24 protein-coding genes, 1 other RNA gene and 2 riboswitches are annotated in these 26,935 nt (G+C 34.3%); of the genes, 15 read left to right on the top strand and 10 right to left on the bottom strand.

The window, feature by feature from the left end; all coding sequences use genetic code 11:
• The first annotated feature begins 4 nt into the window (after positions 1–4).
• The 3 genes from Q0E86_RS00845 to Q0E86_RS00835 all read left to right on the top strand — a co-directional run bounded on the left by Q0E86_RS00845 (position 5) and on the right by Q0E86_RS00835 (position 3,564).
• Positions 5–1,324: a hypothetical protein gene (locus Q0E86_RS00845; protein ID WP_295749753.1), complete on the top strand. Its 1,320-nt coding sequence runs from the start codon at positions 5–7 to the stop codon at positions 1,322–1,324.
• Between the two features lie 5 nt (positions 1,325–1,329).
• Positions 1,330–2,688, top strand: coding sequence for a site-specific integrase (locus Q0E86_RS00840; protein ID WP_295749756.1), 1,359 nt, complete (start codon positions 1,330–1,332; stop codon positions 2,686–2,688).
• A 588-nt stretch (positions 2,689–3,276) separates the two neighbouring features.
• Complete coding sequence (locus Q0E86_RS00835) at positions 3,277–3,564, top strand: hypothetical protein (protein WP_295754091.1); 288 nt, start codon at positions 3,277–3,279, stop codon at positions 3,562–3,564.
• Between the two features lie 33 nt (positions 3,565–3,597).
• Here the strand turns inward: Q0E86_RS00835 and Q0E86_RS00830 are convergent, their stop codons facing one another.
• Genes Q0E86_RS00830 through Q0E86_RS00815 form a run of 4 tightly spaced genes read right to left on the bottom strand, consistent with a single transcriptional unit; the run spans position 3,598 to position 8,429 of the window.
• The gene (locus Q0E86_RS00830; protein WP_295754090.1) at positions 3,598–4,842 is read right to left on the bottom strand and encodes an ABC transporter permease; all 1,245 of its coding nucleotides are present in this window, start codon (positions 4,840–4,842) and stop codon (positions 3,598–3,600) included.
• Positions 4,839–6,593 (bottom strand): biotin/lipoyl-binding protein, encoded by a 1,755-nt coding sequence (locus Q0E86_RS00825; RefSeq protein WP_295754089.1) that lies wholly within the window; start codon positions 6,591–6,593, stop codon positions 4,839–4,841. Before Q0E86_RS00825 ends, Q0E86_RS00830 begins: the two co-directional genes overlap by 4 nt.
• Positions 6,590–7,276 (bottom strand): ABC transporter ATP-binding protein, encoded by a 687-nt coding sequence (locus tag Q0E86_RS00820; RefSeq protein ID WP_295754088.1) that lies wholly within the window; start codon positions 7,274–7,276, stop codon positions 6,590–6,592. Before Q0E86_RS00820 ends, Q0E86_RS00825 begins: the two co-directional genes overlap by 4 nt.
• The gene (locus tag Q0E86_RS00815; RefSeq protein WP_295754087.1) at positions 7,266–8,429 is read right to left on the bottom strand and encodes an efflux RND transporter periplasmic adaptor subunit; all 1,164 of its coding nucleotides are present in this window, start codon (positions 8,427–8,429) and stop codon (positions 7,266–7,268) included. Before Q0E86_RS00815 ends, Q0E86_RS00820 begins: the two co-directional genes overlap by 11 nt.
• 123 nt (positions 8,430–8,552) lie before the next feature.
• Here Q0E86_RS00815 and Q0E86_RS00810 point away from each other — a divergent pair, with 123 nt between their 5' ends.
• On the top strand, positions 8,553–10,199 hold the full coding sequence (locus Q0E86_RS00810) for a SulP family inorganic anion transporter (protein WP_295754086.1): 1,647 nt from the start codon (positions 8,553–8,555) through the stop codon (positions 10,197–10,199).
• Here the strand turns inward: Q0E86_RS00810 and Q0E86_RS00805 are convergent.
• Positions 10,186–11,298, bottom strand: coding sequence for a DUF4825 domain-containing protein (locus tag Q0E86_RS00805; RefSeq protein WP_295754085.1), 1,113 nt, complete (start codon positions 11,296–11,298; stop codon positions 10,186–10,188). The two genes, Q0E86_RS00810 and Q0E86_RS00805, sit on opposite strands and share 14 nt — an antisense overlap.
• Before the next feature lie 266 nt (positions 11,299–11,564).
• Between Q0E86_RS00805 and Q0E86_RS00800 the strand changes: the two genes are divergently transcribed.
• The 3 genes from Q0E86_RS00800 to pflA all read left to right on the top strand — a co-directional run bounded on the left by Q0E86_RS00800 (position 11,565) and on the right by pflA (position 15,659).
• Positions 11,565–12,434, top strand: a complete 870-nt coding sequence (locus Q0E86_RS00800) for a YitT family protein (protein ID WP_295754084.1) — start codon at positions 11,565–11,567, stop codon at positions 12,432–12,434.
• Positions 12,435–12,487: 53 nt separating this feature from the next.
• A riboswitch (ZMP/ZTP riboswitch) is annotated at positions 12,488–12,564 on the top strand.
• Between the two features lie 103 nt (positions 12,565–12,667).
• Complete coding sequence (pflB, locus tag Q0E86_RS00795) at positions 12,668–14,905, top strand: formate C-acetyltransferase (RefSeq protein WP_295754083.1); 2,238 nt, start codon at positions 12,668–12,670, stop codon at positions 14,903–14,905.
• 28 nt (positions 14,906–14,933) lie between these two features.
• The gene (pflA, locus tag Q0E86_RS00790) at positions 14,934–15,659 is read left to right on the top strand and encodes a pyruvate formate-lyase-activating protein (protein WP_288536732.1); all 726 of its coding nucleotides are present in this window, start codon (positions 14,934–14,936) and stop codon (positions 15,657–15,659) included.
• Between the two features lie 62 nt (positions 15,660–15,721).
• On the opposite strand, the gene Q0E86_RS00785 is transcribed toward pflA, so the two are convergent.
• Both Q0E86_RS00785 and recU read right to left on the bottom strand, forming a co-directional pair.
• Positions 15,722–18,190, bottom strand: a complete 2,469-nt coding sequence (locus tag Q0E86_RS00785) for a transglycosylase domain-containing protein (RefSeq protein ID WP_295754082.1) — start codon at positions 18,188–18,190, stop codon at positions 15,722–15,724.
• A complete protein-coding gene (recU, locus tag Q0E86_RS00780) occupies positions 18,191–18,730 on the bottom strand; it encodes a Holliday junction resolvase RecU (protein ID WP_040466188.1) in 540 nt (179 codons plus the stop codon). It abuts the gene before it with no gap.
• Between the two features lie 159 nt (positions 18,731–18,889).
• On the opposite strand from recU, the gene gpsB reads away from it, so the two are divergent.
• The 5 genes from gpsB to Q0E86_RS00755 all read left to right on the top strand — a co-directional run bounded on the left by gpsB (position 18,890) and on the right by Q0E86_RS00755 (position 22,074).
• A complete protein-coding gene (gpsB, locus tag Q0E86_RS00775; RefSeq protein WP_003864481.1) occupies positions 18,890–19,231 on the top strand; it encodes a cell division regulator GpsB in 342 nt (113 codons plus the stop codon).
• A 3-nt stretch (positions 19,232–19,234) separates the two neighbouring features.
• An RNA gene (gene rnpB / locus Q0E86_RS00770) (RNase P RNA component class B) lies at positions 19,235–19,578 on the top strand.
• Positions 19,579–19,651: 73 nt separating this feature from the next.
• A riboswitch (FMN riboswitch) is annotated at positions 19,652–19,765 on the top strand.
• A gap of 87 nt (positions 19,766–19,852) precedes the next feature.
• Positions 19,853–20,491, top strand: coding sequence for an ECF transporter S component (locus tag Q0E86_RS00765; RefSeq protein ID WP_288536738.1), 639 nt, complete (start codon positions 19,853–19,855; stop codon positions 20,489–20,491).
• Between the two features lie 7 nt (positions 20,492–20,498).
• Positions 20,499–20,954, top strand: coding sequence for a pyridoxamine 5'-phosphate oxidase family protein (locus tag Q0E86_RS00760; RefSeq protein WP_288518649.1), 456 nt, complete (start codon positions 20,499–20,501; stop codon positions 20,952–20,954).
• Between the two features lie 181 nt (positions 20,955–21,135).
• On the top strand, positions 21,136–22,074 hold the full coding sequence (locus tag Q0E86_RS00755) for a magnesium transporter CorA family protein (protein ID WP_288518648.1): 939 nt from the start codon (positions 21,136–21,138) through the stop codon (positions 22,072–22,074).
• Positions 22,075–22,125: 51 nt separating this feature from the next.
• Here the strand turns inward: Q0E86_RS00755 and Q0E86_RS00750 are convergent, their stop codons facing one another.
• Positions 22,126–22,602, bottom strand: a complete 477-nt coding sequence (locus Q0E86_RS00750) for a small multi-drug export protein (RefSeq protein ID WP_288536739.1) — start codon at positions 22,600–22,602, stop codon at positions 22,126–22,128.
• A 149-nt stretch (positions 22,603–22,751) separates the two neighbouring features.
• Here Q0E86_RS00750 and Q0E86_RS00745 point away from each other — a divergent pair, with 149 nt between their 5' ends.
• Complete coding sequence (locus Q0E86_RS00745; protein ID WP_295754080.1) at positions 22,752–23,336, top strand: HdeD family acid-resistance protein; 585 nt, start codon at positions 22,752–22,754, stop codon at positions 23,334–23,336.
• Positions 23,337–23,347: 11 nt separating this feature from the next.
• Entirely contained in the window at positions 23,348–24,538 is a 1,191-nt protein-coding gene (locus Q0E86_RS00740; RefSeq protein WP_295754079.1) for an iron-containing alcohol dehydrogenase, read from the top strand.
• Positions 24,539–24,550: 12 nt separating this feature from the next.
• Here the strand turns inward: Q0E86_RS00740 and Q0E86_RS00735 are convergent, their stop codons facing one another.
• Positions 24,551–25,483 (bottom strand): DUF1002 domain-containing protein, encoded by a 933-nt coding sequence (locus Q0E86_RS00735; protein ID WP_288536743.1) that lies wholly within the window; start codon positions 25,481–25,483, stop codon positions 24,551–24,553.
• Between the two features lie 133 nt (positions 25,484–25,616).
• Here Q0E86_RS00735 and Q0E86_RS00730 point away from each other — a divergent pair, with 133 nt between their 5' ends.
• Complete coding sequence (locus tag Q0E86_RS00730) at positions 25,617–26,015, top strand: metal-dependent transcriptional regulator (RefSeq protein WP_295754078.1); 399 nt, start codon at positions 25,617–25,619, stop codon at positions 26,013–26,015.
• Positions 26,016–26,039: 24 nt separating this feature from the next.
• On the opposite strand, the gene Q0E86_RS00725 is transcribed toward Q0E86_RS00730, so the two are convergent.
• Positions 26,040–26,738: a TIGR00266 family protein gene (locus Q0E86_RS00725; protein ID WP_295754077.1), complete on the bottom strand. Its 699-nt coding sequence runs from the start codon at positions 26,736–26,738 to the stop codon at positions 26,040–26,042.
• Positions 26,739–26,935 lie beyond the last annotated feature (197 nt).

Below are 26,935 nucleotides of genomic sequence, written 5' to 3'. Positions count from 1 at the left end.
TAAAATGGCCGTAGTAATTACTAAAAGACGTAAGGCATACAATGTAATTTATACAATTCAAAATGAGAATGGGGATATAGAGAAAAGATATGAAACATTCTACAATCGAGATCAGGCATTGAAGCGTAAAGAACAAATAGATGGTGGAAAAAGAAATAAGATTATTGTAAATAAGAATACACTCTTTATTGATTATTTGAATCAATACGTAAGTGTGATTATATTTAATGATTATTCGATTTCAATATATGAGAATAAACAATCTTTGATCAACAATTATTTAAGTAAAGTTGTAGGAGATAAAAAGGTTAAAGAGCTTAATGCTAAAACATCAAAACAAATTATGCATGATCTTCAATTATTGCCAGGTGTACCTCTTAGAAATCAAATATCAAATGATATTATTTGTGCATCTGCTGTAAGAGGCTGCTTAAATTTATTATGCCAGGCCAGTGACTATTTGGTTGATCATAATTTAATAAAATTAAATTATTTTACAGAATATAGGCCAAAAGTAAGTGCCAAGAATCAAGAGTCGCCAAGTTGGAACTTGTCTTATTGGACTAGATTGATTTCTAATTGTACAAATGAAAAGTTGTTTATTTTATTGCATTTATGTTTTGATTCAGGTCTTTCTTTAAGTGAAGTGAGAGCTATTACCTGGAGTAATTTGGATCATTTAGAAGAAGGGTATATCGTATCGAATAAAAGAATTAGACGATTGAATAAGAATATTGTTTTGGAAATGGATCCATCTTCAATTATTCAAACTTATAAGAAGAAAGGATTTCAAAATACAAATACAGTTGTAGTACTTCTAAAGAATAAACAAGAAAAGAAAGTGTATTTACATAGCCAGGTCATTGAATTGTTGATGGAATGGCGAAATAGATATGCACAAAATCGTTGTGATGATTCTACTATTTTCAGTTTGAAGGATGATCTTCCTTATGATGATAGAGTCGTAAATAAACATTTCAAAGAACTTATTAGTAAATTGGGTTTTCCAGAATTGACATTAGTAAAACTGATGTCATTTGGCAGACAAAAGGGTAGAAATGAGGTTTTGTATAGTGATGTGTATTATTCAAGTTTGAGGCAACCTTTAAGATGTAAAAAGCCTAATATTGATGGGGTTCGTGATTTTTTAAATTGCAGACAGGTGATGGAATGTAAAGAAAAATGGAATCAATCTTTTAAAGAGAAAACATCCGGTTTACTCCCAAAAGAAGAACATTCTGATTTTGATGCATTGGTGGATAAATTAAAATCAGATCCATCTTTAAAAAGAGAGTTATTAAACAAATTATTAGAAAAGAGATGATATGAATGGCAACAATTAATAAGCGTAATGGTAAATATTGTGTAATTTATTATTATGTAGATGCAAAAGGAAAAAAGAGACAAAAATGGGAAACATTTGATTCAATTTCTGAAGCTAAAGCTAGAAAGTCAATAGTTGAAGCTGAAAAGGCTAAGGGGTCTTTTATCCCACCTAATACAGATACTGTTGAATCATTTTTAGATACATTTATTGAACTTTATGGCTATCAAAACTGGAGTGTTTCTACATTAACAAGAAATCGTTCTACAATTAAATATTATATTCTTCCATATATAGGTAAAAAGAAGCTGCAAGATATTAAGCCAATTGTGATTGAAAAATATTATAGGGATTTAAAAGAACAAAGAGTTATTCGACCTATGAGATCAAACACAGATGGGAAAGTAACTTCTTATATATTAAAATCGGTTCATAAGTTATTGAGCTGTGCCTTTGGGTGTGCTGAAAAGTGGGAATTAATTGCGTCCAATCCTTTTAAAAAAGTTACACCTCCAAAACATGAATATGCCAAAAAAGAAATTTGGACTTCAGAAATGATTTCTAGAGCACTAGAAGTTTGTGAAGATCCAAAAATTTCATTGGCAATTCAACTATCGTTTGCGTGTTCATTACGTATTGGTGAAGTTTTAGGATTACAATGGAAAAATGTATTCATAAGCGATGAAGATATTGAAAATGATAATGCTCATATTGTTGTAGAACAGCAATTACAAAGATTATCTAAAAAGGGAATTGATGAACTGAATGTTCAAGATATTTTGTATACATTTCCATCAGCTACTGATAATGAAAGCAATACAACAGTATTGGTGTTACGAAAACCTAAAACACAATCAAGTATTCGTACTATATGGCTACCTAATACATTGGTACAATTTTTACGTGAATGGAAAGAACAACAAAATGAATACAAAGAATTCTTTCAAGATGAATATCATGATTATGATATGGTTTTATGTTTTGAAGATGGTAGACCAGTAGAGCATAATATCATTCGTAAAGGATTAGCTAAGCTTTCAGAAAAAGCTGGACTTCCACCGGTGGTATTTCATTCGCTTCGTCATTCAAGTACAACATATAAATTAAAATTAAATCATGGTGATATAAAAGCAACACAAGGAGATACCGGTCATGCTCAGGCAGATATGGTCACAGATTTGTATAGTCATATTTTAGATGAAGATCGTAAAATAAATGCTCAAAAGTTTGATGAGTCATTTTATCAGAACAATGATGAAGACAATGCCAAAAGGAAGAAAGATAGTATTGATGTGGATAAGCTGGTTGCTTCTTTAAAAGACAATCCAGATCTACTGGATAAACTATTAGATGCATTAAAATAAGATGTCCCTATCAAGGGACTTTTTTAATAAAATGGCCTTCTAGCTAATAGCCAGCTAATATTGACTATGCAAAAAAAACGAAATCAGATGAAAAATTCCGTATATTTTATTGAGCGGTCAAAATTAGGAAACACAAAAAAGCCGATAAATAAAGCATATAACGAAATTATATATAAATTTCAAGATTAAATAAAATTGTGATGAGTGGTCTCCTAAGCGAAAGGTCGTAGGTTTGACTCCTATCTGGGCGCCAATTCAAACGAAGAGAGATAATTTCACATATGTGCTCTCATTCCATATTTTAGATTAATAATTAAGTGTTTTATTCTTCATTTAAAAAATGTTGTAATTCTTCTTTGCCTGCTAATACTGTTTGGCATTTACTCGAAAATATTTGATTCATGTAGATTCCTTAATCATAGATACTGTTAAGAAATTTTCTCCTTAATGTATTCTCATTTCCCTTATTTTTGATTGTATTATAAGGGAATCGAAGAGGCGGTAAGGGAATGAGAAACTTTAATTATTCTAAAATTAAAAATCAAAAGTGGGACTCTGATATTCTTGGATTAATTGCTGCTATATCTTATGGAAATCGTAACTGAGGAGCTATTAGCGTGGTCGGAACGTTTCAATTTGGTAAATGTGAATACATTTAATGGTCTAGCCACACATGTTAGTAAAACAGTGAAACAATCCAATCGTGTGATTGTAAAAGGATCTCTTTATAATCGTATGATAAAATATACGGTTCCTTGTAAGTGTAAGTATTGTGAAGAAATGTCTGAATATGATGTTGAATATTCTCAATATGAGATTACTGCAACAAGTGTTAGACAGGATGTGGAGTATATTCCAAAATCTCAAGAGGTTTAAAAAAAGGCTGCAACGATTTTGTCGTTACAGCTTTTATTCATGTCTTAAGGCTTCAATTGGATCAAGATTTGCAGCTTTATAGCTAGGAAGTAATCCAAAAATAATGCCAATTGCCATAGAGAATAATACGGATAATATCATAGCCGGAATACTAATGGATACAGGGGTACCATTGAATACTGATATTAATTTAGCTAAACCAATACCAGTTAATACACCTACAATACCTCCAATAGAAGTAAGTACTACAGCTTCGGTTAAGAATTGGAATAGAATGGCTTTTTTCTTAGCACCAATCGCTTTTTTAAGACCAATTTCTTTCGTTCTTTCAGTTACTGTTACAAGCATAATGTTCATAACACCAATACCACCGACTAGTAAGGAAATACCGGCAATCCAAATCAACATGGCATTTGTGGATTTAGATAAGTTTTGAATATCTTTTGCCTGCTTTAACAAATCTTGTGCTTTATATTGAACACTTGAAGAAGAAACATATGTATTTAAGATATTCGCTGCTTCTTTTCCAACACTTGTCATATTCGAAGTGGCATCCACCTTCAGTAATGCGTTTTGCGGTTCATCGAATTGATAGAAGATTGGCCAAGATTCACTTGGAACATAGACTTTAGAACCCGTGGACTGATTGTATGTATAATAATCATCAATGCTTTCCATTGTAGGCTCAAAAGTTTCTTTATTGGCACATACACCAACGATTGTGAATGGTGTTGAAGAAATTTCAATCGTTTTACCAATTGGGTTTTCTTCACCAAATAAAAGCTTTGCGCTTGTTTCATCTAAAACGGCAACTTGTCTAAATTTCTTATTGTCATCTTCTGTAATGCCTCTTCCTTGTTTAATGGTTAATCCGGCAATTGAGAAGTAGTCTTGATTCACACCCATAATATATCCACCATCTAAAGAAGTGTTATTACGAAATATGGCTTGATAACTTTGTCTTGAACGATAAAGTGTAACACCTTCTACGTGATCAATGTTTTTTAAAGATTCAAGTGTATCTTTTGAAACAGTAGGAACACCATTTGGAATTCCTGCATCAAAAGAATATTCCCAATCCTCTTGATACAAAGCTACTTTTACCGTGTTATTTCCAGAACCAATTAAATTCTTTTCAATCTGATCGTTTGTACCTTTAATTGTAGAAACAATCGCAATGATGGAGGCAATGCCAATAATGATTCCAAGCATTGTTAAGAATGATCGCATCTTGTGGGCAAAAATGCCTCGAAAGGATAATCTTATATTTTCAATCATGATGCATCCTCCGACATATTCTTTGTCTTTACGCCTTCTTTGGCATTTTTACTATACGCAAACGCAATATAATCCGTATCTGAAAGTCCATCTTTGATTTCGACTGTATCACCCCAGACAATCTTTCCAACCGTTACATATTGCTTCTTCAATCTTCCATGATTGTCTTTAAGAACATAATATTTATTTCCTTCTTGTTTCACATACGCTTTTGAAAGCCAAATTGAACTCGTTGTATCTGTATTCGAATTGAATGTTAATTCTAAATATTCACCAACCGCAATATTTGAGGCATCTTTGGCATAAGCTTCAAAACCATAGTAACTCACATTTGGATTTCCCGAACCATTGTAGTTGCTGCTAGAAGAAGGGACTGTATCTATACTTTGAATCTTCGCATCAAATGTTTCACCATTTGTCCAACAATAGGCTGAAATGGTATCACCAATTTTGACTTGATTTAGCATCAATTCACTAATGCTTCCTTTAATATAAGTGCCTTGGCCTGTCGCCACTTCTAAAAGGGCACTGCCATCTTGAGGTGGGTTTGATAGATCTTTTACATTACGCACGATACCACTGCGCTTTGCACGAACGACACCATCGTTTAATAAAGCTTTATTTTCATTTAATGAAAGCTTAGCTTTTCTTAAATCTAAATCTAACGTCTTCAATTCCTGCTTCTTATCACGAATGGCTTTCGCAAGTTCTATTTCTGTATAACCCGATGTATTTTCTTGACTTGAATTTTGTTCTACTTCGATATACTTTTGTTCTTCTTTTGTATGTGAAAGAACAGAATACATATCACCGGCATTCATAGATTGTTTAGCGGCAAATTTATCACAACGAACAAGCCAAGAAGAATCGAGGTCACCATCATTTGTATAAAGATCAAAACGTAAATATGCATTTAAATTCGTGTTGTCTAAAAATAATTTTCCGTACACAAATCCCTGGTCTTCACTTAACTTGAATACATAAGGATTCTTTTTTGTTCCAACTGTAGAAATGTCTTCAGTTGGAATCTTTTGTTTGTCACTATAATACTCTACAGCATCCTTTGTATCATACGCATTGTTTGAACCATCTGTATATGTATATTCGATCCAATACCAACATGTTTGATCCGAAGTCTTTTTAACCCGATCTTCCTTCCAAATATTCGTATCTTCCTTAGGTCCTTTTTCAGGTACTTCACTTTCTGTAACTGCATAATAGATCTTATAGTCTGTAAAATTCTTTTCAGCTTGGGATAAAGAAAGAATATAAGGATATAAGCCATTACCATCTGGATTTGGAATATCCGGTAATGGAGCTGGAGTAGGATCGGGTATATCTGGCTCAGGCGTTACATCTGGAACCGGTGTTGTATTTAATAATTTTTTTAATTCATGATTGGCAAGTGTAATCGCATTTTGTGCTTTTTCCACTTCCAATTGACTTGTATTTACTGCACTTTGAAGTGTCGTTAAGTCATAAGATAATAATGGATCTCCTACACTTACTTGTTGACCTTCTTTGACAAAGATTTGTGTAATGGTTTTAGAAGAATCATATAAAACCGATTGTGTATCACTATTGGATACAAGCCCTGTTGAAGTGGCTGGATTATCCCAATAGCCTGTATTTAAGCTGGATACAGAATGAACATCAATCGTATTGGATGAGCTTAAGTACAACTTGATTCCAACCAAGGCAAATGCACATACAGAAGTAATAATAATTCCTTTTTTTATAGAAGGCTTCATAGGACATCTCCTTGTTTATTTTCGATGATCTCCCCATCAATGATATGAAGAATCTTTTTGGCATGACTTGCCACACTGGCATCATGTGTAATCATAATGATTGTCACACCTTCAGCATTTAAAGCTTTAAACAATTCCATCACTTGTTTTCCACTCGCCTGATCAAGAGCTCCAGTTGGCTCATCGGCAAGTAGAATTCTAGGATTATTGATAAGGGCACGGGCAATCGCAACACGCTGTTTTTGTCCACCCGATAATTGACTAGGCTTAAATGTTGTACGATCGGCTAAACCGACTTTACTTAACGCAACATTAGCCCTATGATTTCTTGTCTCTTTATCAACGCCTGCATAAATTAAGGGTAAAGCTACATTTTCTTGAGCGGTTTCAGAACTTAATAAATTGAAGTTTTGAAAGACAAAACCAATTTTATTTAATCTTAAATCACTTAGCGCATCATCATTCATTTCAGAAATATCTTCATCTTCAAATAGATAGGTTCCTTTGGTAGCTCGATCTAAACAACCAATGATATTCATAAGTGTTGTTTTACCAGAACCACTTGGTCCCATAATCGCAACATAGTCGCCTTGTACGACTTCAAGGCTAACATCTTTTAAGACAGGAACAATCAATGGTTCTTTTCCATAATTTTTATAAACGTTTTTAAGATTAAGAAGCATTCGCATCACCATCCGTTTCCGTTTGGTATTCAGTCGTTGTCTTCATACCTTCCTTATATGTATCATCAGCCCATGCGATATAGTCATCCTCACTAAGTCCTGACTTGATTTTTGTGGTATATGTTTCTTCATCTGTTTTACCAAGTTCTACTTGTCTTTTCTTTAATTTACCACGTTCAGATACCCATACATAGGAATTGCCATTTTCATCTGAAACAATAAAACTAGCATCTAACCAAATTCCTTTTTTCTTTGTGGATTGACCATTATCCACTTCAATATAGACGTGTTGTCCTAGTTTTAATCCTTTATTATTGTCTAAAGTGACATAGAAAGGATATTTTGATGCAGATTCATTCGAATCATTACCATAAGAGTTATTGTTCGAATTGGATTGAGGATCTGTTTCTACTTTTGTGACAGTTCCTTTATAGATTTGATCTTCATTGATACGACTTCTGACAATGACATTTGTTCCTTCAGAAATAGAACCCATTTCACTAATGGAACCCTTTATTCTAAAATCAGAAGTTTGTGTGATGGACACCAATGGCTTTTGGTTTCCATTTTCATCTGTTCCACCATCTCTATTGATTTCTTTGATGATTCCATCAATTGTTGAAAGAACAGTGGAATTTTCGATTTGTTTGTTCAACTGATCAATTTCTGTTTGTGTAGCTTTGATGGTATTTTGAGCCTGACGAATCGCATAACTAGCATCATTGATTCGAGCCTGAATCTCGACTTTATCTGCACCTTTGTTTAGTTCTGCTTTATAATCTTCGATTGTGTTATTTTGAGCAGCAATTTCATTATTTTGCGCTTCAATATCCAGTTTCTTTTGTGCTATGGAATTGGATGCTTCTGTTGTATCATAAGAAAATAATTTGTCACCTTTTCTTACTCTTTGACCAGCTTCTACATAGATGTCAGTAATAGATTTATTTCCATCTTGATTAATATCTACGGTTTCACTAGATTCTACTACACCTGAATACCGGTTCTCGGTGTAGGAAGAACCTATGATTGTAGATACTTTTTGAACATAGATATTTCCATTATTAGATCCTTTTGGAAATAAGAAATAGATGCCGATAACGGCAATTAAAATGCATGTTGAGATTAAAATTATAATTTTAGTCTTTTTCTTCATAGTATTCTCCTGAAATTTATCGTTATATATTCAGTATATCAAATAGTATTGTAGAAAAGTCCTTAAAAATCCTTAATTTATGGTATACTTTAAAGGTTGTTAAAAAGAGAGGAATATTAACAAATGAATTCACTGAAACCGATGTTACTTTCATCACTGAAAAACTATGATAAGTCTCAGTTTGTCAAAGACGTAACAGCTGGGATTATTGTAGCTATTATTGCACTACCATTATCGATTGCCTTGGCACTTGCTTCTGGTGTTGGACCGGAAGCCGGAATCTTTACTGCTATTGTTGCAGGATTTGTCATTTCAGCATTAGGTGGAAGTAGCGTCCAAATCGCAGGACCGACCGCAGCATTTGCGACTATTGTTGCCGGCATTGTTGCACATGATGGAATGGATGGACTTATTGTTGCAACCATTCTTGCAGGTATCTTTTTGATTTTGATGGGACTATGTCATTTTGGAAGTCTAATCAAGTTTATTCCATTCACGATCACAACAGGTTTTACTTCTGGTATTGCCGTTACGATTGTGATTGGACAATTAAAGGATTTCTTTGAATTGACCTATCCTACTGGAGTCAAACCTATTGAGACGGTTGAAAAATTTGAGGCCGTAGTAAATAATTTTTCTACAATCAATATGGATGCCGTGATTGTAGGTGTGGTATCTTTAGTTATTTTGATTATTGCACCATATATCTTTAAAAGAATTCCTGGATCACTTTTAGCTGTTATTGCCGGAATTGTGATGATTCAATTATTACCATTAAAAGTAAATACAATTGGAAATCTTTATACAATTAGTAATGCATTACCATCTTTACATTTTCCAAGTTTATCATTAAACATCATTCAAAATGCACTTCCAAATGCACTGACCATAGCTGTATTAGCAGCCATTGAATCCTTACTTTCTTGTGTGGTTGCGGATGGTATGATCAACGGAAAACACCGTTCGGATATGGAACTTGTTGCGCAAGGTGCTGGAAATATCGCATCCGCTTTATTTGGAGGAATTCCTGCCACAGGTGCAATCGCCAGAACGGCTGCCAATATTAAAAATGGTGGAAGAACACCAATTGCCGGTATGGTGCATTCCATAACATTGGTGATTGTATTAGTTGTATTAATGCCATATGCCGGCATGATTCCAATGCCTACAATTGCGGCAATTCTATTTATTGTCGCATATAATATGTGTCAATGGCGTACGTTTGTGAATCTAGTTAAAACAGCGCCTAAGAGTGATATTATTGTGCTAGTCACTTCATTTGGGCTAACTGTAATTTTTGATTTGGTTGTAGCCATTGAAGTGGGTATGGTACTTGCATGTTTGTTATTTATTAAACGTATGAGTGAAGAAACAAAAGTTAATGGATGGACATATGTAGATGATGATACACCAGATGTAGATGAACATCTTCAAAAGCTTCCACTTCAGATTCGTGTCTATGAGATTTCAGGACCATTATTCTTTGGTGCTGCTAGTGTAATTGAAGAAATTGCCGTCAAAGATTTTACAAAGTGTCTAGTTCTTCGTATGCGTAGTGTTCCTGCATTAGATAGTACGGCATTAAATGCATTAAAGGATTTGGTTCAAGTCTGTGAATCAAAAGGTATCACGATTGTATTCTCACATGTGAATAATCAACCAATGAAGGTCATGGAAAAGGCCGGATTTATTGAATTGGTTGGTAAAGAAAATTTCCAGCTTAATATCAGTGCTGCACTTGATCGTGCGGAAGAAATTATTCATAAATAAACAATTTCATCATTTCACATATAAATTCATTATCATTGATCTTTTGATCCACAGGATAGTACTTTTCAATAGCTTTACGTGTAATTGTGTAGTTGCTTCCACTAAAATTAAATGTGATCGTTTCAAGATTATCAATCAATTTGAACAAAGAAACGGAATTATATATTAGAGCTTTATGTATATATAAGTTTTCATTGTTGTACCAATCCGTACAATTATAATTTATTGTAAGTCCACAATTTTCAGAATCAATTTCAAATACATAGCCATACTCGGATAGTGGCAAAGCACTTAATAAATGGGATGTATTACTATTATCTCCAATATATTGACTTTTGTAGTGTTTGAGTTGTTCCATTGAGCTTTTATCCATATTAAAAGGACTCGTTGGAACGGTATCAATGGTATATTGTTTCTTGTCGTCGATAAGATAATATTCATTGGGTGTGTCGGCATTGATGCGAAATACATTATAGAATGGATTTTGGTATTGAATCATTTTGTTTCCATCATCACTAAATACAGTCGTTGTAGTCAATCTATAGATGGGTGATTGTTTAAATTGGGTTACACTGACATAGTCCAAAATAAAGAAAACTCCTAAAAGTAAGACGAATAGAAGTATTGAAACCAATCCTTTCTTAAGTAGGGAAGTGATTTTTAATTCTCTAAATATTCCAACTACAAAAAACAACAATCCAATTATAGAATAAATGCTTCCCCAGCTGCTTTCAGAAGGGAAAACAGTAAATGCACAAAGGGATGTAAAAATACCAAGTCCTATAATAAATAAAGATATTTTTTTATGTTCATTTTTGATTTTCTTGTCTGTATAATCAATGGTTTGGATTAGGTTTTGTTCAGAATATTCTAAAGTCTCTTCTTTAACAATTTCTTCTCCAGCTAATAGTTCATTTAAGGTGATATCTAATTCTTTGCTTAAAGGTTCTAGTAAAGATAAGTCTGGCATATAATGCCCATTTTCCCATCGTGAAATGGTTTTATTTGTCACTCCTAATTTTTCAGCTAATTGTTCTTGTGTATATCCTTTTTTCTTGCGATTTAAAGCGATAAAGGCTCCTATCTTTTTTGTATCCATAATTAGCCTCCTTTCCTCTAAAACTTTACTATTTTTAGTATGAAATGAACATCCCACAAATAGCGAATATTTAAAGTAGACTTTAAATGGCAAATATAGAGTTTTTCTTGACTTAAATGATCATGTTCCATACAATAAATTGGTACATTTAAATAACGTTCACTCTTCACCGGATGAGTGGTTAAAGCGTCTAGGATCAAATCGTAGGTGCAGTGATTTCACTGTAAGATTTGGTCTTGGGCGCTTCTTTTTTTTGGGAGGTAAGTATGAATAAGACAAAAGAATTATTGGTACAAATGATGTGGGAACTTGTTGGCAGTATCTTTGTCGCAATTGGTATCTATAACTTTGCCGTACAAGCTAAGTTTCCTATGACAGGATTTTCAGGGATTTCGATTATCTTGTATCGTTTGTTTAATATTCCCATTGGTTTTTCAACGATTTTATTAAATATTCCAGTTGCGATATTATGTTACAAACTATTAGGGAAGAAGTTTTTTATCAGTTCAATTCGCTGTATGATTTTATCTTCATTGATTATTGACTATGTAGCCCCATTATTTCCCGTTTATCAAGGAGATCGTTTACTTGCTGCACTTTGCACAGGTGTGTTTGGTGGAATTGGCTATGCGATGATCTATACTCGAAATTCATCTACCGGAGGATCTGATTTTATCATCATGGCAGTAAAGGCATTAAGACCGCATTTATCTTTAGGAAATATTGCCTTTTTATCGGATGTTGGAATTATTCTAGTGGGTGGTATTCTATTTAAAGATGTGGATGGAATGATTTATGGAATGATTGTAAATCTATTGTTTGCGGTTGTAGTGGATAAAATGATATATGGTTTGAACTCAGGTAAAGTGGCTTTTATTGTGACAAAACATGGAAAAAGAATTTGTCAGGTCATTGATGACACAAGTCAAAGGGGAAGCACGATATTAAATGCGCAGGGTGGATATAAACAAGATGATATGCAAGTGGTGATGTGTGCTTGTAATAGTAAGGAAATGTATCAAGTTCGTAAGGCTGTACAAGAAGCAGATCCAGAATCTTTCTTTGTGGTTGTTGAATCGCATGAAGTACATGGAGAGGGTTTTAAAATGACAAATATAGGAGAAGCTCAAAGTTAAATTCATGAGCGTGATGAAAACGCTTGCGTATTTGAAGGTTCTTTGTTATGATTTGAATATCATATGACTGACGGAAGTGGAGTTACCACATGAAGTATGATATTATAGGCCGACCGTCTGGGCAAGTTTACTTTGTCTTTTCGGTGGGTCTTTTTAATTGACTGCTCGAAGGAATCATAGTAAACTTTAAACATCTGTTAGTTAAAACTAACTGTCATTAGAAGGAGGCAATCATGAAAGAACAATGGCAAGGATTTAAAGGCAGTAAATGGCAAGACGAGGTAGATGTTCGTGATTTTATTCAGAACAACTACAAACCTTATAATGGAGATGAAAGCTTTTTAGAAGGTCCAACTGAGTCAACGAATACTTTATGGGCAGAGCTTCAAAAACTACAAAAAGAAGAACGTGCCAAAGGTGGCGTATTGGATATGGAAACAGAAGTGGTTTCAAGTTTAACGGCTTATGGACCTGGATATTTAGATAAAGATTTAGAAAAGGTTGTTGGTTTACAAACAGATAAACCATTGAAACGTGCATTCATGCCATATGGTGGTATTCGTATGAGTGAAGAGGCATGCGAAACATATGGTTATAAGCCAAGTGAAAAATTACATGAAATCTTCACAAAATATCATAAAACTCACAATGATGCCGTATTTAGTGCATATACACCAGAAATGCGTTTAGCACGTCGTAACAAGATTGTGACTGGTTTACCAGATACGTATGGCCGTGGTCGTATTGTTGGTGATTATCGTCGTGTTGCACTTTATGGTATTGATTATTTAATTGAGCAGAAACAAAAAGATTTCGCTTATTGTGGCGATGGAACAATGACAGACGACGTAATTCGTCAACGTGAAGAATTGGCTGAACAAATCAAGGCGTTAAAAGAAATGAAAGTCATGGCGGCTAGCTATGGATTTGATATTTCTCAACCCGCTAAAAACTCTTTAGAAGCTGTACAATGGCTATACTTTGGATATTTAGCTGCAATTAAAACACAAAATGGTGCAGCTATGTCTGTAGGTCGTATTTCGACTTTCTTAGATATTTATTTCGAAAGAGATTTAGAAAATGGTGTATTCACAGAAAGTGAAATCCAAGAAATTGTTGACCATGTAACTATGAAATTTAGAATGGTCAAGTTTGCCAGAATCCCTAGCTACAACCAATTATTCTCAGGAGATCCAGTTTGGGCAACGCTTGATGTTGGTGGTTTAGGTATGGATGGAAGAAGCATGGTTACTAAAACATGTTTCCGGTTCTTGCATACACTTGAAAACATGGGACCAAGTCCAGAACCAAACTTGACTGTATTATATTCTTCAAATTTACCAGAACCATTTAAGAAATATGCTTCAAAAGTAAGTATTGATACAAGTAGTGTTCAATATGAAAATGATGATGTAATGCGTCCTGTATGGGGGGATGATTATGCGGTTTGTTGCTGCGTAAGTGCAACTCAAACTGGTAAAGAAATGCAGTTCTTTGGTGCTCGTGCAAACTTAGCTAAATGTTTATTATATGCGATCAATGGTGGTGTCGATGAAAAGACAAAAGTTCAAGTGGGTCCAGAATATAAACCAATCACAAGTGAATATTTGGATTATGATGAAGTTATGCATAAGTACGATATTATGATGGATTGGTTATCAGGTTTATATGTAAATATCTTGAACTTGATTCAATATATGCATGATAAATATTATTATGAAGCAAGTCAAATGGCTTTAATTGATACAGATGTTCGTAGAACTTTCGCAACAGGTATTGCCGGATTCTCTCATGTAGTGGATTCATTGAGTGCTATTAAATATGCAAAGGTTAAGACAATTCGTGATGAAGATGGATTGGTTGTTGACTATGAAATCGAAGGGGATTTCCCTCGTTATGGAAATGATGATGATCGTGCCGATGAAATTGCCGTATGGCTATTAAAGACATTTATGCGTAAGATTGAAAAACACCACACATATCGTGATAGTGAACCAACGACTTCAATTCTTACAATTACTTCAAATGTTGTATATGGTAAAGCTACTGGAGCACTTCCTGATGGAAGAAAGGCTGGAGAGCCATTATCTCCAGGTGCTAACCCTGCTTATGGTGCAGAACAAAATGGATTACTTGCTTCATTAAATTCAGTCGCAAAACTTCCTTATGAATATGCGTTAGATGGAATTAGTAATACGCAAACAATCAATCCGGATGCGTTGGGTCACAGTGAAGAGGAAAGAGTAAATAACTTAGTCAATGTATTAGATGGATACTTTGATCAGGGTGCTCACCACTTGAATGTGAACGTATTTGGGGTTGAAAAATTAAAAGATGCGATGGAACATCCAGAAAAAGAAGAATACGCCAACTTTACAATTCGTGTTTCTGGTTATGCCGTTAAATTTATCGATTTAACTCGTGAACAACAATTAGATGTTATTAGTCGTACATGTCACAAGAGCCTTTAATAAGGCTCTTTCTAGTTAGGAGGATACAATGTTAGGAGCCATTCATTCAATTGAAACATTCGGCCTTGTAGATGGGCCAGGCGTAAGATATGTTATTTTTATGCAAGGGTGTCATATGCGTTGTAAGTTTTGTCACAATGCCGATACTTGGAAAGTAAAAGAACCGAATCAAAGTGTAGAAGCTGTATTAAAGAAAGCTTTGCGATATCGTCCTTACTGGAAAGATAATGGTGGCATTACTGTCAGTGGTGGAGAACCACTTCTACAAATTGATTTTTTGATTGAACTTTTTACACAGGCAAAAAAAGAAGGGGTCCATACTACTTTAGATACTTGTGGACAACCCTTTACGTTTGAAGAACCGTTCTTTTCTAAATTTAAACAACTTATGCAAGTGACAGATCTAGTTCTATTAGATATTAAGCATATTGATGAAAAGGCACATAAAGAATTAACAGGGCATACCAACCAAAATATTTTAGAATTGGCTAAGTATTTATCGGATATTCAAAAGCCGGTATGGATTCGTCATGTGTTAGTGCCAACCATCAATACGGATGAAGTATATTTAGAAAGACTGCATCAATTTATTGCTCAATTAAAAAATGTAGAAAGAGTCGAAGTACTTCCATACCATACGTTAGGTGCTTATAAATGGAAAGAATTAGGTCTAGACTATCCTTTAGAAGGAATACCTACACCTAGTGATAAACAACTTCAAATTGCGAATACAATACTTGAAACAGGGAAATGATAATCCCTGTTTTTTTTTTTTTTTTTCTTGATACAAAAAAAGTGCTCAATTGAGCACTTTTACTAAAGTCTATCAAATATGTTATATAAACTTCTTCGATCATACCAAACATATCCCGTTGGATTTAAACTATTACCTTCAGGTACTGAAGGGTCTGGTGTAGGTTCAGGATCTGGTGTTGTTGGATATGTACAAGCACTTCCATCCCAAGTTCCACCATTATTTACACATGTTGTTTCAGCATCATTGGTTTCTGGTTCATCTGTTTCTGTATCTTCTTTTTTACAAGTAGTTCCATCCCAAGTTCCGCCATCGGCTTCACATGCTTCTTTTTCTTCATCGTCAGCTTTTGTACAAGTTCCAGCTTCTGCATCCCATTCACCACCACTGGCTTCACATGCTTCTTGTTCGTCTGCGTTTTCAGAAGCTGTATCACCTTTTGATTTAAACTCATCTTTGATATATCCGTTCTTATAATCGGAAATACCACTTGGTCTTTCAATAGCTGAATATGTTGCATATTTTTGCATGTAATCTAACATGTAGTGAGAAATATGGAATGCGGTTGCCACATTTAAATCATAGATTGTAATGTAGTAGCCTTGTTGAATATATTCCGTTGTATATCCACTCCAGCAAGCAATCGTATATTTGTTTGTGTAACCTAAAGACCATTCATCTTTTGCGGTACCAGCAGGAATACCATATTGAGCACCTTCGTTTTGCCAATCGGAAGTTCCTGATTTACCATAAACTGTATAATTACTCATCAAGATGTTGTTGTAGTTGTTGTAGCCACCACTAACAACTTTTTCAAGCAATTGAGACATCATCCAAGCGGCTTGTTCACTAATTAATTCATGTGTTTGAGCTTTTGTTTCAAACTCTTTTTTATCAGATCTACGAATGACTTTACGAACTCTATGAGCATCTACACGTTTACCACCATTGGCAAGCATAGAGTAGGCACTTGCTTGTTGAACAGTGCTCGCATACATTCCAGAACCACCAATCGCATATTGTTCATTGAATGCTTCAGCTACATCTTCATCATAGCCAAGCTTCTTACAGAAATCGATCCAGTAGTCATAGCCTTTAGCGGTTACTAAATCAATCATGGCTTGTGCAGCTGTTGTATTCTTTGATACACCTAATGCGTCTTGTAAACTCATTTTACCATTGAATTTACCATCCGAGTTTACTGGGGCATAAGAACCATTTTTCCAATAATCCTTTTTCTTATCATTTACCTGGTGAACGGTAGACCAGCCTAGAATATCAAATGTACTTGAATAGGCAAGTAATGGTTTCATTGTTGAACCAGGTTGTTTTTGATCTGTTGAGTTGTCAATTTTAACAGAGTCAGAGTGATAACGACGACCAGGTCCTACCGCAATGATTTCTCCTGTATCGTTTTCAATCATAGAGAAACCTACATCGAATGCATCATCTGGATATTGTACGATATTACCATTACAGATTTCATCGGCTTGTTTTTGTGCATCTTGATTTAATGCAGTATAGATATCCATTGGAATGATGGCAGGATCTTGTCCAGTTAATTCCATAACTTCACTTAGTGTTTGAGTGATATAAGCTTGGTTTGGATCATCACTAGTTCTTTCAATATATTGTAAAGAGAATGATAAGTCTTGATTTGAAGCAAGATTATATTCTTCTTCTGTGATATATCCATGTTGCATCATTAATTCCAAAGTGACATTGCGTCGGTTTTGAGCGGCTTTTAAATGATCTGTTGTCGTATTAGCTTCATTTAAATTGTTTAATGGGTTATATGTGTCTGGCGCATTGATACAACCCGCTAAGAATGCAGCTTCACCCAAGTTTAATTGGGATACGTCTTTATTAAAGAAGTATTGTGCTGCTTTTTGAATACCACGCGTATTGTTTCCGGAACCAAACCAAATTCGGTTTACATAATATTCAAAGATTTGTTCTTTGTTGATACTTTGTTCAGCAATTAAAGATAGGTAGATTTCTTGTACTTTTAATTTTAATTTTTGAACTGTTGAAACAGAGCCTTGTTCCGTTTCAATCTTTGTTTCCTGGTTTTTAGTGAACGCATTATCGATCATCTGCATCGTTAGGGTTGAACCACCTTGTGAAAAACTACCAGATTTCAAGTTTGCCATTGCGGATTTTAAGAATCGTGGCAAGTCAAATCCGTTGTGATCGAAGAAACGTGAATCTTCGATAGAAAGGAAGGCATCCACTACAGATTGTGGAATCTGTGAATATGTAACGTCTTCACGAATCTCATCACCAAGTTCATAGAATACATTTCCTGAAGAGTCATATAGTCTTGAATTGGATAGTGTTGTTAAGCCATCTTGTGAAAAACGCATGCCATCTGGATCGTTAATAATATTCACAAGTACAAAGAATACAGATATACATCCAACTAAGAATATGGACAGGATGCCTACGGCAAGTTTATTCCATATATCTAATTTTCTTCTGTTTGTCTTTGGTGCTGTTGGCTTTTTTTGTTCATTTTGTGGTTGGGCCATTTACTTATCCTCCTTGAAATAGAGTTCATCTACAACTTTTAAATACGCTAACCTAGGATATAATCCTTCTTGAATAAGAGTTCCATGATTTTGAAACCAAGTATAAGGTATGGAACTTTTATCTATATTTTCTATTTTATCTATGAGCATCTTTGAATCTACAAGATAGGTTTCATTATGGTAATTGAATCGAATGATAAAAAAACCAATACCTCCATGAAATACAACTTTTTTTAGGTGCTTGATCTGGTGAGGGTGAATCATGAAGAGTGGGAAACTTGTTTTATTTTTCGTTTCCTTTGCTTCAAAATCAATATATTTACCTCGATATACACCATTATAATCGGTTGTTGATGGTGTTTTATAATAAGCCTCGGTAATTTTTGCACGTTGTCTTTTCGGATAATCAACATGAACAACTTGAACCGGCGTGGGCTTTTTATAAATCAAAGCTTTATCAAGTTCCCGATAATATTTATTGGAGTCATTTATATCATTCTCAAGACGCATACCTCTTGAACTATAACTCTTTGATTGCATTGTATTTATGGTCGAAATTGCATTCGGATATTTAATAGTGCTCATCAGGAACATTATATATGAAAAAGAGTGAACATTCAATGAAACTCAAAACTCAGAGTTGATTTTTTCTGTTAAAACCTTCATAATATTTAGGTAGATATAGGGGGACTTATATATATGGCAACAGATATGAATTTGACAGCTCAAGAAATTTATGAAAAAGAATTTCATGTAGACTTGAAGGGATATGCCCCGGCTGAAGTAGATGAATTTCTAGATATGGTCATTGAAGACTATCAGAAATACGATGAAAAAGTAGAAGAATTAGGTGCTGCAGTGACTCGCTATGAAGAAAAAATTAAAGAGTTGCAGCAACAGTTGTTTGCACTACAAAGTGAGAATGAAAACTTAAATGAAAAAGTAAATTCTGATTTTGTGAATGGAAGCAGCAACACAGTGGATATCTTAAAACGTATTGCACGTTTGGAAAAAGCTGTATTCAATCAAAGTGAAGAATAGGTATTAAATCGACAGTCGCTGGCTACTTAGATAGTTAGAGGAAAGTCCATGCTCGCACAATCTGTGATGATTGTAGTGTTTGTGCTAGATGAATCAATAAGTCTAGGCAAGTTTTTACTTGACGGCTGTTTTGTTTGCTAAGGGAAACTATGTAAACAAACTTTAAAAGTGCCACAGAGACGAATCTATATGGAAACGTATAGGGTGGAACGGGTAAACCCCACAAGCGAGAAACCCAAATTTGGTAGGGGAACCGGCTGGAATGAAACGAAAGGAAGGCTGGATAGCATTATGCTATAGATAAATGACTGTCACCACGTAAGTGGAACAGAACATGGCTTATGATTTAAGAAACCATAAAGAGCAAATAATTTGCTCTTTTTTTTTACGCTAAATAAGTGTATACTGATTTTGCATAAATTAAATCTTCAGGGTTGGGTGAAATTCCCTATCGGCGGTAAACCCCGCGAGCATTTTGCAGGAACTGGTGAAATTCCAGTGGCGACAGTATAGTCTGGATGGAAGAAGATGTTTTTATATATTCTTTTGTATATTTAAACGCGCCTAGAGGATTTTCTTTAGGCACGTTTTTTAGTTGATATATGAAGGGATTGATGATTTATGAGTTCAACAAAGAAACTAACAACAATCGCAATTTTAAGTGCGATGGCAATGGTTTTAAATTTATTGATACAATTTCCAATTGTACCCGCCGTATCTTTTCTAAGCTATGATCCAAAAGATATCATTATTGTGATCGCAGGATTTATCTATGGTCCTATGACATCATTTATTATGAGTGTATTGTGTTCATTTTTAGAAATTGTATTCCGTGGAGGAAACTTATTAGATGTTTTAATGAATGTAATTTCAACTTGTACATTCGCATGTGTTGCAGCTTGCATCTACAAATATAAACATTCTAAAAAAGGAGCTATTGTAGGTTTGGTACTAGGAACAGTATGTTGTACGTTGAGTATGACTTTATGGAACTATATTATTACTCCAATTTATTATCAAATGCCAAGAAGTGCAGTCGTTGGCATGTTACTTCCAGGTATTGTTCCATTCAATATTATTAAGTGTGCATTGAATGCCGCATGTGCGATGTTGATTTATAAACCACTTGTAAACGCATTGAGAAATACACAATTTGTTCCTCAATCAAACACAAATGAAACTCTTACAAAAGATGTTGGGATTGTGAGTGCATTTATTATTGTGTCAATTGTTGTTTTAATATTAGTAATGAAAGGCTAGGATAAAAATGGAACTTTTAGAAGCAAAAAAAATTATGGATGAAAAATTAGGAGATTATAAAATCATGGCTTTGGCTAGCTGTGTAGATGATTATCCTATGGTAAGAAATGTAAGTTGTGTTTTCTACAACGACAAAATTTATTTTAAGACAGACAAAAATTTTAGAAAGACGCAACAATTATTTAAAAATGACAGAGTAGCTATGTGCTTTAATGGTGTACAAGTTGAAGGTACAGCTAAAAATTTAGGTTTAGTGATTGATGAACCAGGTCGTATTTTTGAAAAGAAATATAAAGAATTCTTGTGGCAAAGCTACAATGCATATTCACATGTAGATACAGAAATTTTAATTGAAGTGACACCTAAGTTTGTTGAAATCTGGGATGAAGATGAAAATCGTAACGCATTCCAATTATTTATTGATTTCGACAAGGAAACAGTGGAATACAAACCTTATGACTAGTTTTTACTGGTCATTTTTTTTGTGAAAATTTACAAGAAATTGACATGAATATGATACAATGTTTTGTGGTAGAAAGTAGGTGGAAACATGTCTCCAGACCCGAGTTATTTTAATTATAGAAAAGAATATATGTTCGGAGGCATGAAATTTGTCTTCGTTTAAGATATAAGGAGGACAAATTGTGTTAGAGTTTTATAAAACATTTGAAGATGGAACACGTAAAATCCAAGAACCAGAACCAGGCTGTTGGATCAATGCGGTTGCACCTACGGAAGAAGAAAGAAATTATTTGATTGAACAAATTGGTGTTTTACCTGAATTTGTCAAATCTTCACTGGATGAAGAAGAAAGTTCGCATATGGATTATGATGATGATTTTAGACAGTTGTTGATTATTTTTGACTATCCAAGTGCGGAAAATGAAGATGATGATTCGATTGATTCAACCTATTCTACATTGCCAATTGGTATTGTGATCTTAAAAGGCTATGTAGTCACAATTAGTTTGTATGAAAACTGGAGTATTTTAGAAATGTCGCAAGGAAGAATCAAAGGTATGGATACGCGGTTAAAAACTCGATTCTTCTTACTTTTAGCTTTGCGTATTTCACAAAGATTCTTAATTTGTCTACGCCAAATCGATCGTTTATCAAGTCGTACAGAGACGCGTTTACATCAATCGGTAGAAAATGATGAATTGATTGAAATGTTAGGCTTAGAAAAATCATTGGTATATTTTTCAACTTCATTAAAATCGGATGAAGTGACTTTAAATAAAATTATGCGTGGAAAACAAATTCAATTGTATGAAGAAGATGAGGATTTGTTAGAAGACGTCATGATTGAAATTCATCAGGCCATTGAGATGTGTAATATTTATTCAAATACAATGGCAGGAACTATGGATACATTCGCAAGTATCATTTCTAACAATATGAATATTGTCATGAATAAATTAACGGTAATCACAATCGTCATGGCAATCCCAAATATTATTTTTGGTTTCTACGGAATGAATGTGCAGCTGCCATTTCCGTTTGTGTGGTTCCCAAGCTTTGTAGCTGTTTTGGCATGCGTGATTGCGACTGTATACTTTTTTAGACACAATATGTTTAAGTAGGGTTTGATTTTTTTCAAACCTTTTTCTTTTGGGTAAAAGAAAAAAGCACTATTAGAATAGTGCTCCAAGTGCGCCAAATAAGCCCATGCTTGCCAAAGCCATAATAATACCTGCAAGAATGACACCTAACATAACAGCGAATACGCTTGATTTGAAATCCATGTCTAAGATACTTGCGGCAAGAGTTCCGGTCCAAGCGCCTGTTCCTGGTAATGGGATACCTACAAATAATAGTAGGGCAACAAATAATCCTTTTCCGGCTGTTTCTTGTAGTTTCTTTCCGCCTTTTTCACCTTTTTCTAAACACCAAGTAAAAAAGTTTCCAATAACGGGTTTATCAGCTCCCCAAACTAATATTTTTCTTGCAAAGAAATAAATAAATGGAACAGGAATCATATTCCCAATAATCGCAATTATATAATATTGTACAAATGGCAATCCCATTCCAGCGGCAATGGGAATGGCTCCACGAAGTTCAATCAGTGGTACCATTGATACAAAAAACACAATCAAGTATTTTTTTAACATTTAAAATCTCCTTTTTTCGACAAGTAAAAGTGTATCATTGATGACATAAATTTACAATATTAGACAGATGTTGAAATGTGTCTAGCACTATGACATTGAAAGTGCTAAAAATGGTGGTATACTGAAATCAGTTAAAGGAGATGTTTTGTATGAAATGGTTTGATTCAGATTATGATTATATTGATGAATTTACAAGACAATGGAATGAAAGGTATAAAAAGACTAAAAGAATAGGTATAATATTAAGTGTAGTTTTGATTCTGATTGGTATTTTATGTTTTGCGTTTCCAGAAAAAGTATTCACAACCATTCAAATTATCGCAGCCATTGGTTTGATTGTTTGGGGGGCTTGTGAAATTTATTCGTATATCACAACAACTTTCTTCTTTAGAGATGCGATGTGGTTGGCAAGTGGAATCTTGAATATCTTATTAGGCTGTTTATTGTTTACGATGCCAGTAACGATTACAGTAAGTACGTTGACATTCTTGTTTGCGTTTGTCTTATTGGTGAATGGAATTCAAAAAATCACTTGGGGATCTAGATTAAGTTTCTTTAGAGTGATCAATACTAATTATTTAAGTTTAACAGGCTGGGTCAATTTATTGTTGGGTATTATCTTTATGGTAATGCCTTTCCAAAGTGCTTTAGTCATCAATTATATTTTGGCTGCCTATCTCATTGTGGCAGGTATTAGTTTGTTGGTTGAAGTTATTTCAATGAAAAGGATTTAAAAGGGGTAATTATGGAAAATTTTAAGTTTTATGCACCTACAAAAGTGTATTTTGGTAAAGATGAAGAAAAAAGGGTTGGAAAGATTTTAAAGGAATTTCATCCAAAGAAAGTATTGATTCATTATGGTGGTCAAAGTGCTATTAAGTCGGGTCTATTGGATCGAGTGAAAAAAGTATTGGATGAAGAAAATATTGCGTATTGTTTGTGTGGTGGTGTAGTTGCCAATCCATTACTTTCAAAAGTAAATGAGGGAATTCAAATTTGTAAAGAAGAAGGCGTTGACTTCATTTTAGCTGTTGGTGGTGGAAGTGTATTAGATTCAAGTAAAGGCATTGCGTATGGTGTTTATAATGAAGGTAATGTCTGGGATTATTATGCAAGAAAGAAAAAGGTAAAGGGTGCTTTGCCGATGGGATGTATCTTAACATTATCAGCAACAGGTAGTGAAATGAGTAATTCGAGTGTCATCACAAATGAGGATGGAAATCTGAAGCGTGGATTGAGTAGTGAATATGGGTACTTTAAATTTTCTATTTTAAATCCAGAATTAACATATACTGTATCTAAGTATCAAACGATGTGTGGATGTACAGATATTATTATGCATACGTTTGAAAGATATTTTACACCTTATGATACTTTGGATTTGGTGGATCAAATGGCAGAAAGCTTGGTTCGTACAGTCATTACAAACGCAAAGATTCTTTTAGAGGATCCTACAAATGAAAAGGCTCGAAGCGAGGTTATGTGGGCTGGTAGTGTATCGCATAATGGCATGACAGGAGATCGAACTCTAGGCGATTGGGCTTGTCATCAATTAGAACATGAATTGAGTGGTATGTTTAATGTGGCTCATGGAGCAGGTCTCGCGGCAATTTGGGATAGTTGGGCAAAACATGTATATATGGAAAATCCAACGCGATTTGCGAAGTTAGGTCATCGTGTGTTTGGCTTGGATGATTCAGATACATTATCTTGTGCTTTAAATACAATTGAAAAGATGGAAGAGTTCTTTAAATCGATTGGTATGCCTACAAGTATTCAGGAATTATTGAAACGTAAGTGTACAGAGCCTGAATTGTATGAATTGACTTATAAGTGTAGTTTTGAGCATACGCGTACAATTGGAAAATTTAAAGAATTGGATGAAACGGATATGCTTGAAATTTATCGTATGGCAAATGAAAAGGAAGTCGCTTAAGACTTCCTTGTTTTAGTTAAATAGACTTTTAATAAAGTTGATGATCTTATCAAACCAACCTTCGGATTGTGCTTTGTTGATAAGGCCGGATAATTGATTTTTTAAATTACCAGACAATTTATTTAATTGTTCTAATACTTCTTGCGAATCGATGGCTGAAGTATTTTGGTATTTCTTGGCAAATTCAATCAATTTATCGATGTCATCTTGAGAGATGATATCACTTAAATTAAATTTCTTTAAAGCATCGGTTACAACTTGTTCAACTTGTTCTGCAGTTGCAGCACTACCTTGATTTTTCTTGATTTCGGCAAGTTCTTGTTTGATTTCAACCATAGCTTGATCTAAGCGCCCTGAATCAAAATTAGAATTGTCTGCATTGTTTTCGGCAATTTCATTCGTTGTTTCGAGCTCATCTTGAGCAACTTGAGTACGATCTAAATCTAATGTTTCACCATTGGCTTCCAAAGCTTTATAAACACCCGTTAAGGCAGATTCACCTGTTACTTTAGAAACAGAAGCTACATCAATTTCAACATCACTAACACCAGCTGTGATAGCGGCGTTGGCATATTGGTTTGATGTGATTTTTGTGATGTTATCTTCTGTGATGATCTTAACTTTGACACCTTTTCCAGCATCTTGTTTTTGTACCATAACACTTGAAATCAAGCTGGATGTATCGCCACCAGCAATTCCTAGATAGTTGTATAAGTCATTGGCATCAACGCTTGTTTCATATACGTTATTTGTATCTTCAATATCGAATAGATCGCGTGTACTTTGGATTTGATCATTACTTAAACCACCACCATATACAACGGTTGGTTTACCCCATTTTTCATCAATGACAGATGTATCGATTGCGAATACGTTTGTGGCACAAGCTGAAACGCTCATTACGGCTGCAAGGGATGCGCCTAATAATTTATTGCATTTAAACATTTTTTTGTTCTCCTTTTATTTTTCAATACTTTATAAGTGTATATTAACTTTAATTTTTGTGCAAAAGTTTTGAATCTTATGTGAAATTTTGTTATACTTTTATGGTAAGTTTAAGCTAACCGGAGGGATAGAAATGCAGCTAACACAATCTCAGGAAGATTATTTAGAAACAATATATGTATTAAAGTCTCAACAAGACAATGTTCGTGCTATTGATGTAGCCGCAGCTTTAGGTTTTTCTAAGCCGAGTGTTTCACATGCTTTAAAAGACTTAAAAGAAAAAGAATTGATTTATACAGATAAAACGGGATATATCTTTTTTACCGAGCAAGGTCAATTACAAGCTAGTCAAGTCTATGAAAGACATATTTATTTTAAAAACCAATTGCTTCATGCAGGTGTAGAACCGATTCTTGCAGAAGAAGAAGCTTGTCGAATGGAACATACAATTAGTGAAGAAAGTTTCAAAAAATTAAAGGGCAATAAATGTGTTCGATCTTGTATTGATTGTAAGGGTGATGGTTGTAAATAAAAAGGCGTGAAAAATCACGCTTTTTTAGTCCTTGCTTTGAGGGATGAATGGCAATAAGGCATCGGCAAGAGAATGAAGATTACGAGATTGAATGTATACTTTTCCATTGCCGTGGAATACGTTAACTAAACCTTCACCAGTAGTAAATCCGAATGTTCCAGAAGCGATCTTGATTTCATAATCTAAAGAATCATCCCATGCGATAACGTGTTCATTGTCGATTGTTATTGGGTGTGCATCATCCACATTGATTTCCATGATATCTCCGTATGCATTGATTAAAAGGTCTCCTTGACCGAATGTATGCATAACGAAGAATCCGCCAGTTCCACCAAATAAGGCTTTTCCTACGCTTTGTGTTTTCATTTCGTAGCTCACGCTATTATCGCATGCTAGAAAAGCACCGTTGTTTAAGTAGTAGTGATTTTGTGAGTTGACTTCTAAACATACAATTTTTCCTGGGATAGAAGGTGCAATACCAAGCAAACCATCATGGCTTGTACCAGTAGCTTCTGTAATAAACATACTTTCGCCACTTGTAAGGCTTCGTCCGATAGCACCTAATACACCACCTAGACCTTTCTTGTTGCTGTTCATTTTACCTTCAATTATAACGTTTGACATATAGGTCATTGAGCCTCTTTCGATTTTTACCGTTTCATTATTCTGTAAATTGATTTCAACGATAGGGCAATCTGAATCCCCTTTGATTTTGTAATCCATAATATGATCTCCTTTTCTTTCTTCTATTGTATCAAGTGTATGTGAATTTAACATGAAATATTAAAAAAATATAATTGACATAAATGGTGTCTGTATAAGAGGTATCTTATGGATAAAGGAGGGGTTGCACAAAATAGTTTAGGAAATGAAAAATTTATACAAATTAGTCGAGTTTAAAAAATAAAGAAACCGGTTTG

It is taken from the genome of uncultured Holdemanella sp. (assembly GCF_934754935.1).
Classification (GTDB): domain Bacteria; phylum Bacillota_I; class Bacilli_A; order Erysipelotrichales; family Erysipelotrichaceae; genus Holdemanella.
Note: the sequence above shows the minus strand (reverse complement) of the source record. Positions and strands in the feature narration are given on the sequence as shown.

Excerpts from the sequence above, each read along its gene's own strand:
- Q0E86_RS00845 (WP_295749753.1), top strand. The coding sequence starts at position 5 with ATGGCCGTAGTAATTACTAAAAGACGTAAGGCATACAATGTAATTTAT.
- Q0E86_RS00840 (WP_295749756.1), top strand. The coding sequence starts at position 1,330 with ATGGCAACAATTAATAAGCGTAATGGTAAATATTGTGTAATTTATTAT.
- Q0E86_RS00835 (WP_295754091.1), top strand. The coding sequence starts at position 3,277 with ATGGAAATCGTAACTGAGGAGCTATTAGCGTGGTCGGAACGTTTCAAT.
- Q0E86_RS00830 (WP_295754090.1), bottom strand. The coding sequence starts at position 4,842 with ATGATTGAAAATATAAGATTATCCTTTCGAGGCATTTTTGCCCACAAG.
- Q0E86_RS00825 (WP_295754089.1), bottom strand. The coding sequence starts at position 6,593 with ATGAAGCCTTCTATAAAAAAAGGAATTATTATTACTTCTGTATGTGCA.
- Q0E86_RS00820 (WP_295754088.1), bottom strand. The coding sequence starts at position 7,276 with ATGCTTCTTAATCTTAAAAACGTTTATAAAAATTATGGAAAAGAACCA.
- Q0E86_RS00815 (WP_295754087.1), bottom strand. The coding sequence starts at position 8,429 with ATGAAGAAAAAGACTAAAATTATAATTTTAATCTCAACATGCATTTTA.
- Q0E86_RS00810 (WP_295754086.1), top strand. The coding sequence starts at position 8,553 with ATGAATTCACTGAAACCGATGTTACTTTCATCACTGAAAAACTATGAT.
- Q0E86_RS00805 (WP_295754085.1), bottom strand. The coding sequence starts at position 11,298 with ATGGATACAAAAAAGATAGGAGCCTTTATCGCTTTAAATCGCAAGAAA.
- Q0E86_RS00800 (WP_295754084.1), top strand. The coding sequence starts at position 11,565 with ATGAATAAGACAAAAGAATTATTGGTACAAATGATGTGGGAACTTGTT.
- pflB (WP_295754083.1), top strand. The coding sequence starts at position 12,668 with ATGAAAGAACAATGGCAAGGATTTAAAGGCAGTAAATGGCAAGACGAG.
- pflA (WP_288536732.1), top strand. The coding sequence starts at position 14,934 with ATGTTAGGAGCCATTCATTCAATTGAAACATTCGGCCTTGTAGATGGG.
- Q0E86_RS00785 (WP_295754082.1), bottom strand. The coding sequence starts at position 18,190 with ATGGCCCAACCACAAAATGAACAAAAAAAGCCAACAGCACCAAAGACA.
- recU (WP_040466188.1), bottom strand. The coding sequence starts at position 18,730 with ATGCAATCAAAGAGTTATAGTTCAAGAGGTATGCGTCTTGAGAATGAT.
- gpsB (WP_003864481.1), top strand. The coding sequence starts at position 18,890 with ATGGCAACAGATATGAATTTGACAGCTCAAGAAATTTATGAAAAAGAA.
- Q0E86_RS00765 (WP_288536738.1), top strand. The coding sequence starts at position 19,853 with ATGAGTTCAACAAAGAAACTAACAACAATCGCAATTTTAAGTGCGATG.
- Q0E86_RS00760 (WP_288518649.1), top strand. The coding sequence starts at position 20,499 with ATGGAACTTTTAGAAGCAAAAAAAATTATGGATGAAAAATTAGGAGAT.
- Q0E86_RS00750 (WP_288536739.1), bottom strand. The coding sequence starts at position 22,602 with ATGTTAAAAAAATACTTGATTGTGTTTTTTGTATCAATGGTACCACTG.
- Q0E86_RS00745 (WP_295754080.1), top strand. The coding sequence starts at position 22,752 with ATGAAATGGTTTGATTCAGATTATGATTATATTGATGAATTTACAAGA.
- Q0E86_RS00740 (WP_295754079.1), top strand. The coding sequence starts at position 23,348 with ATGGAAAATTTTAAGTTTTATGCACCTACAAAAGTGTATTTTGGTAAA.
- Q0E86_RS00735 (WP_288536743.1), bottom strand. The coding sequence starts at position 25,483 with ATGTTTAAATGCAATAAATTATTAGGCGCATCCCTTGCAGCCGTAATG.
- Q0E86_RS00730 (WP_295754078.1), top strand. The coding sequence starts at position 25,617 with ATGCAGCTAACACAATCTCAGGAAGATTATTTAGAAACAATATATGTA.
- Q0E86_RS00725 (WP_295754077.1), bottom strand. The coding sequence starts at position 26,738 with ATGGATTACAAAATCAAAGGGGATTCAGATTGCCCTATCGTTGAAATC.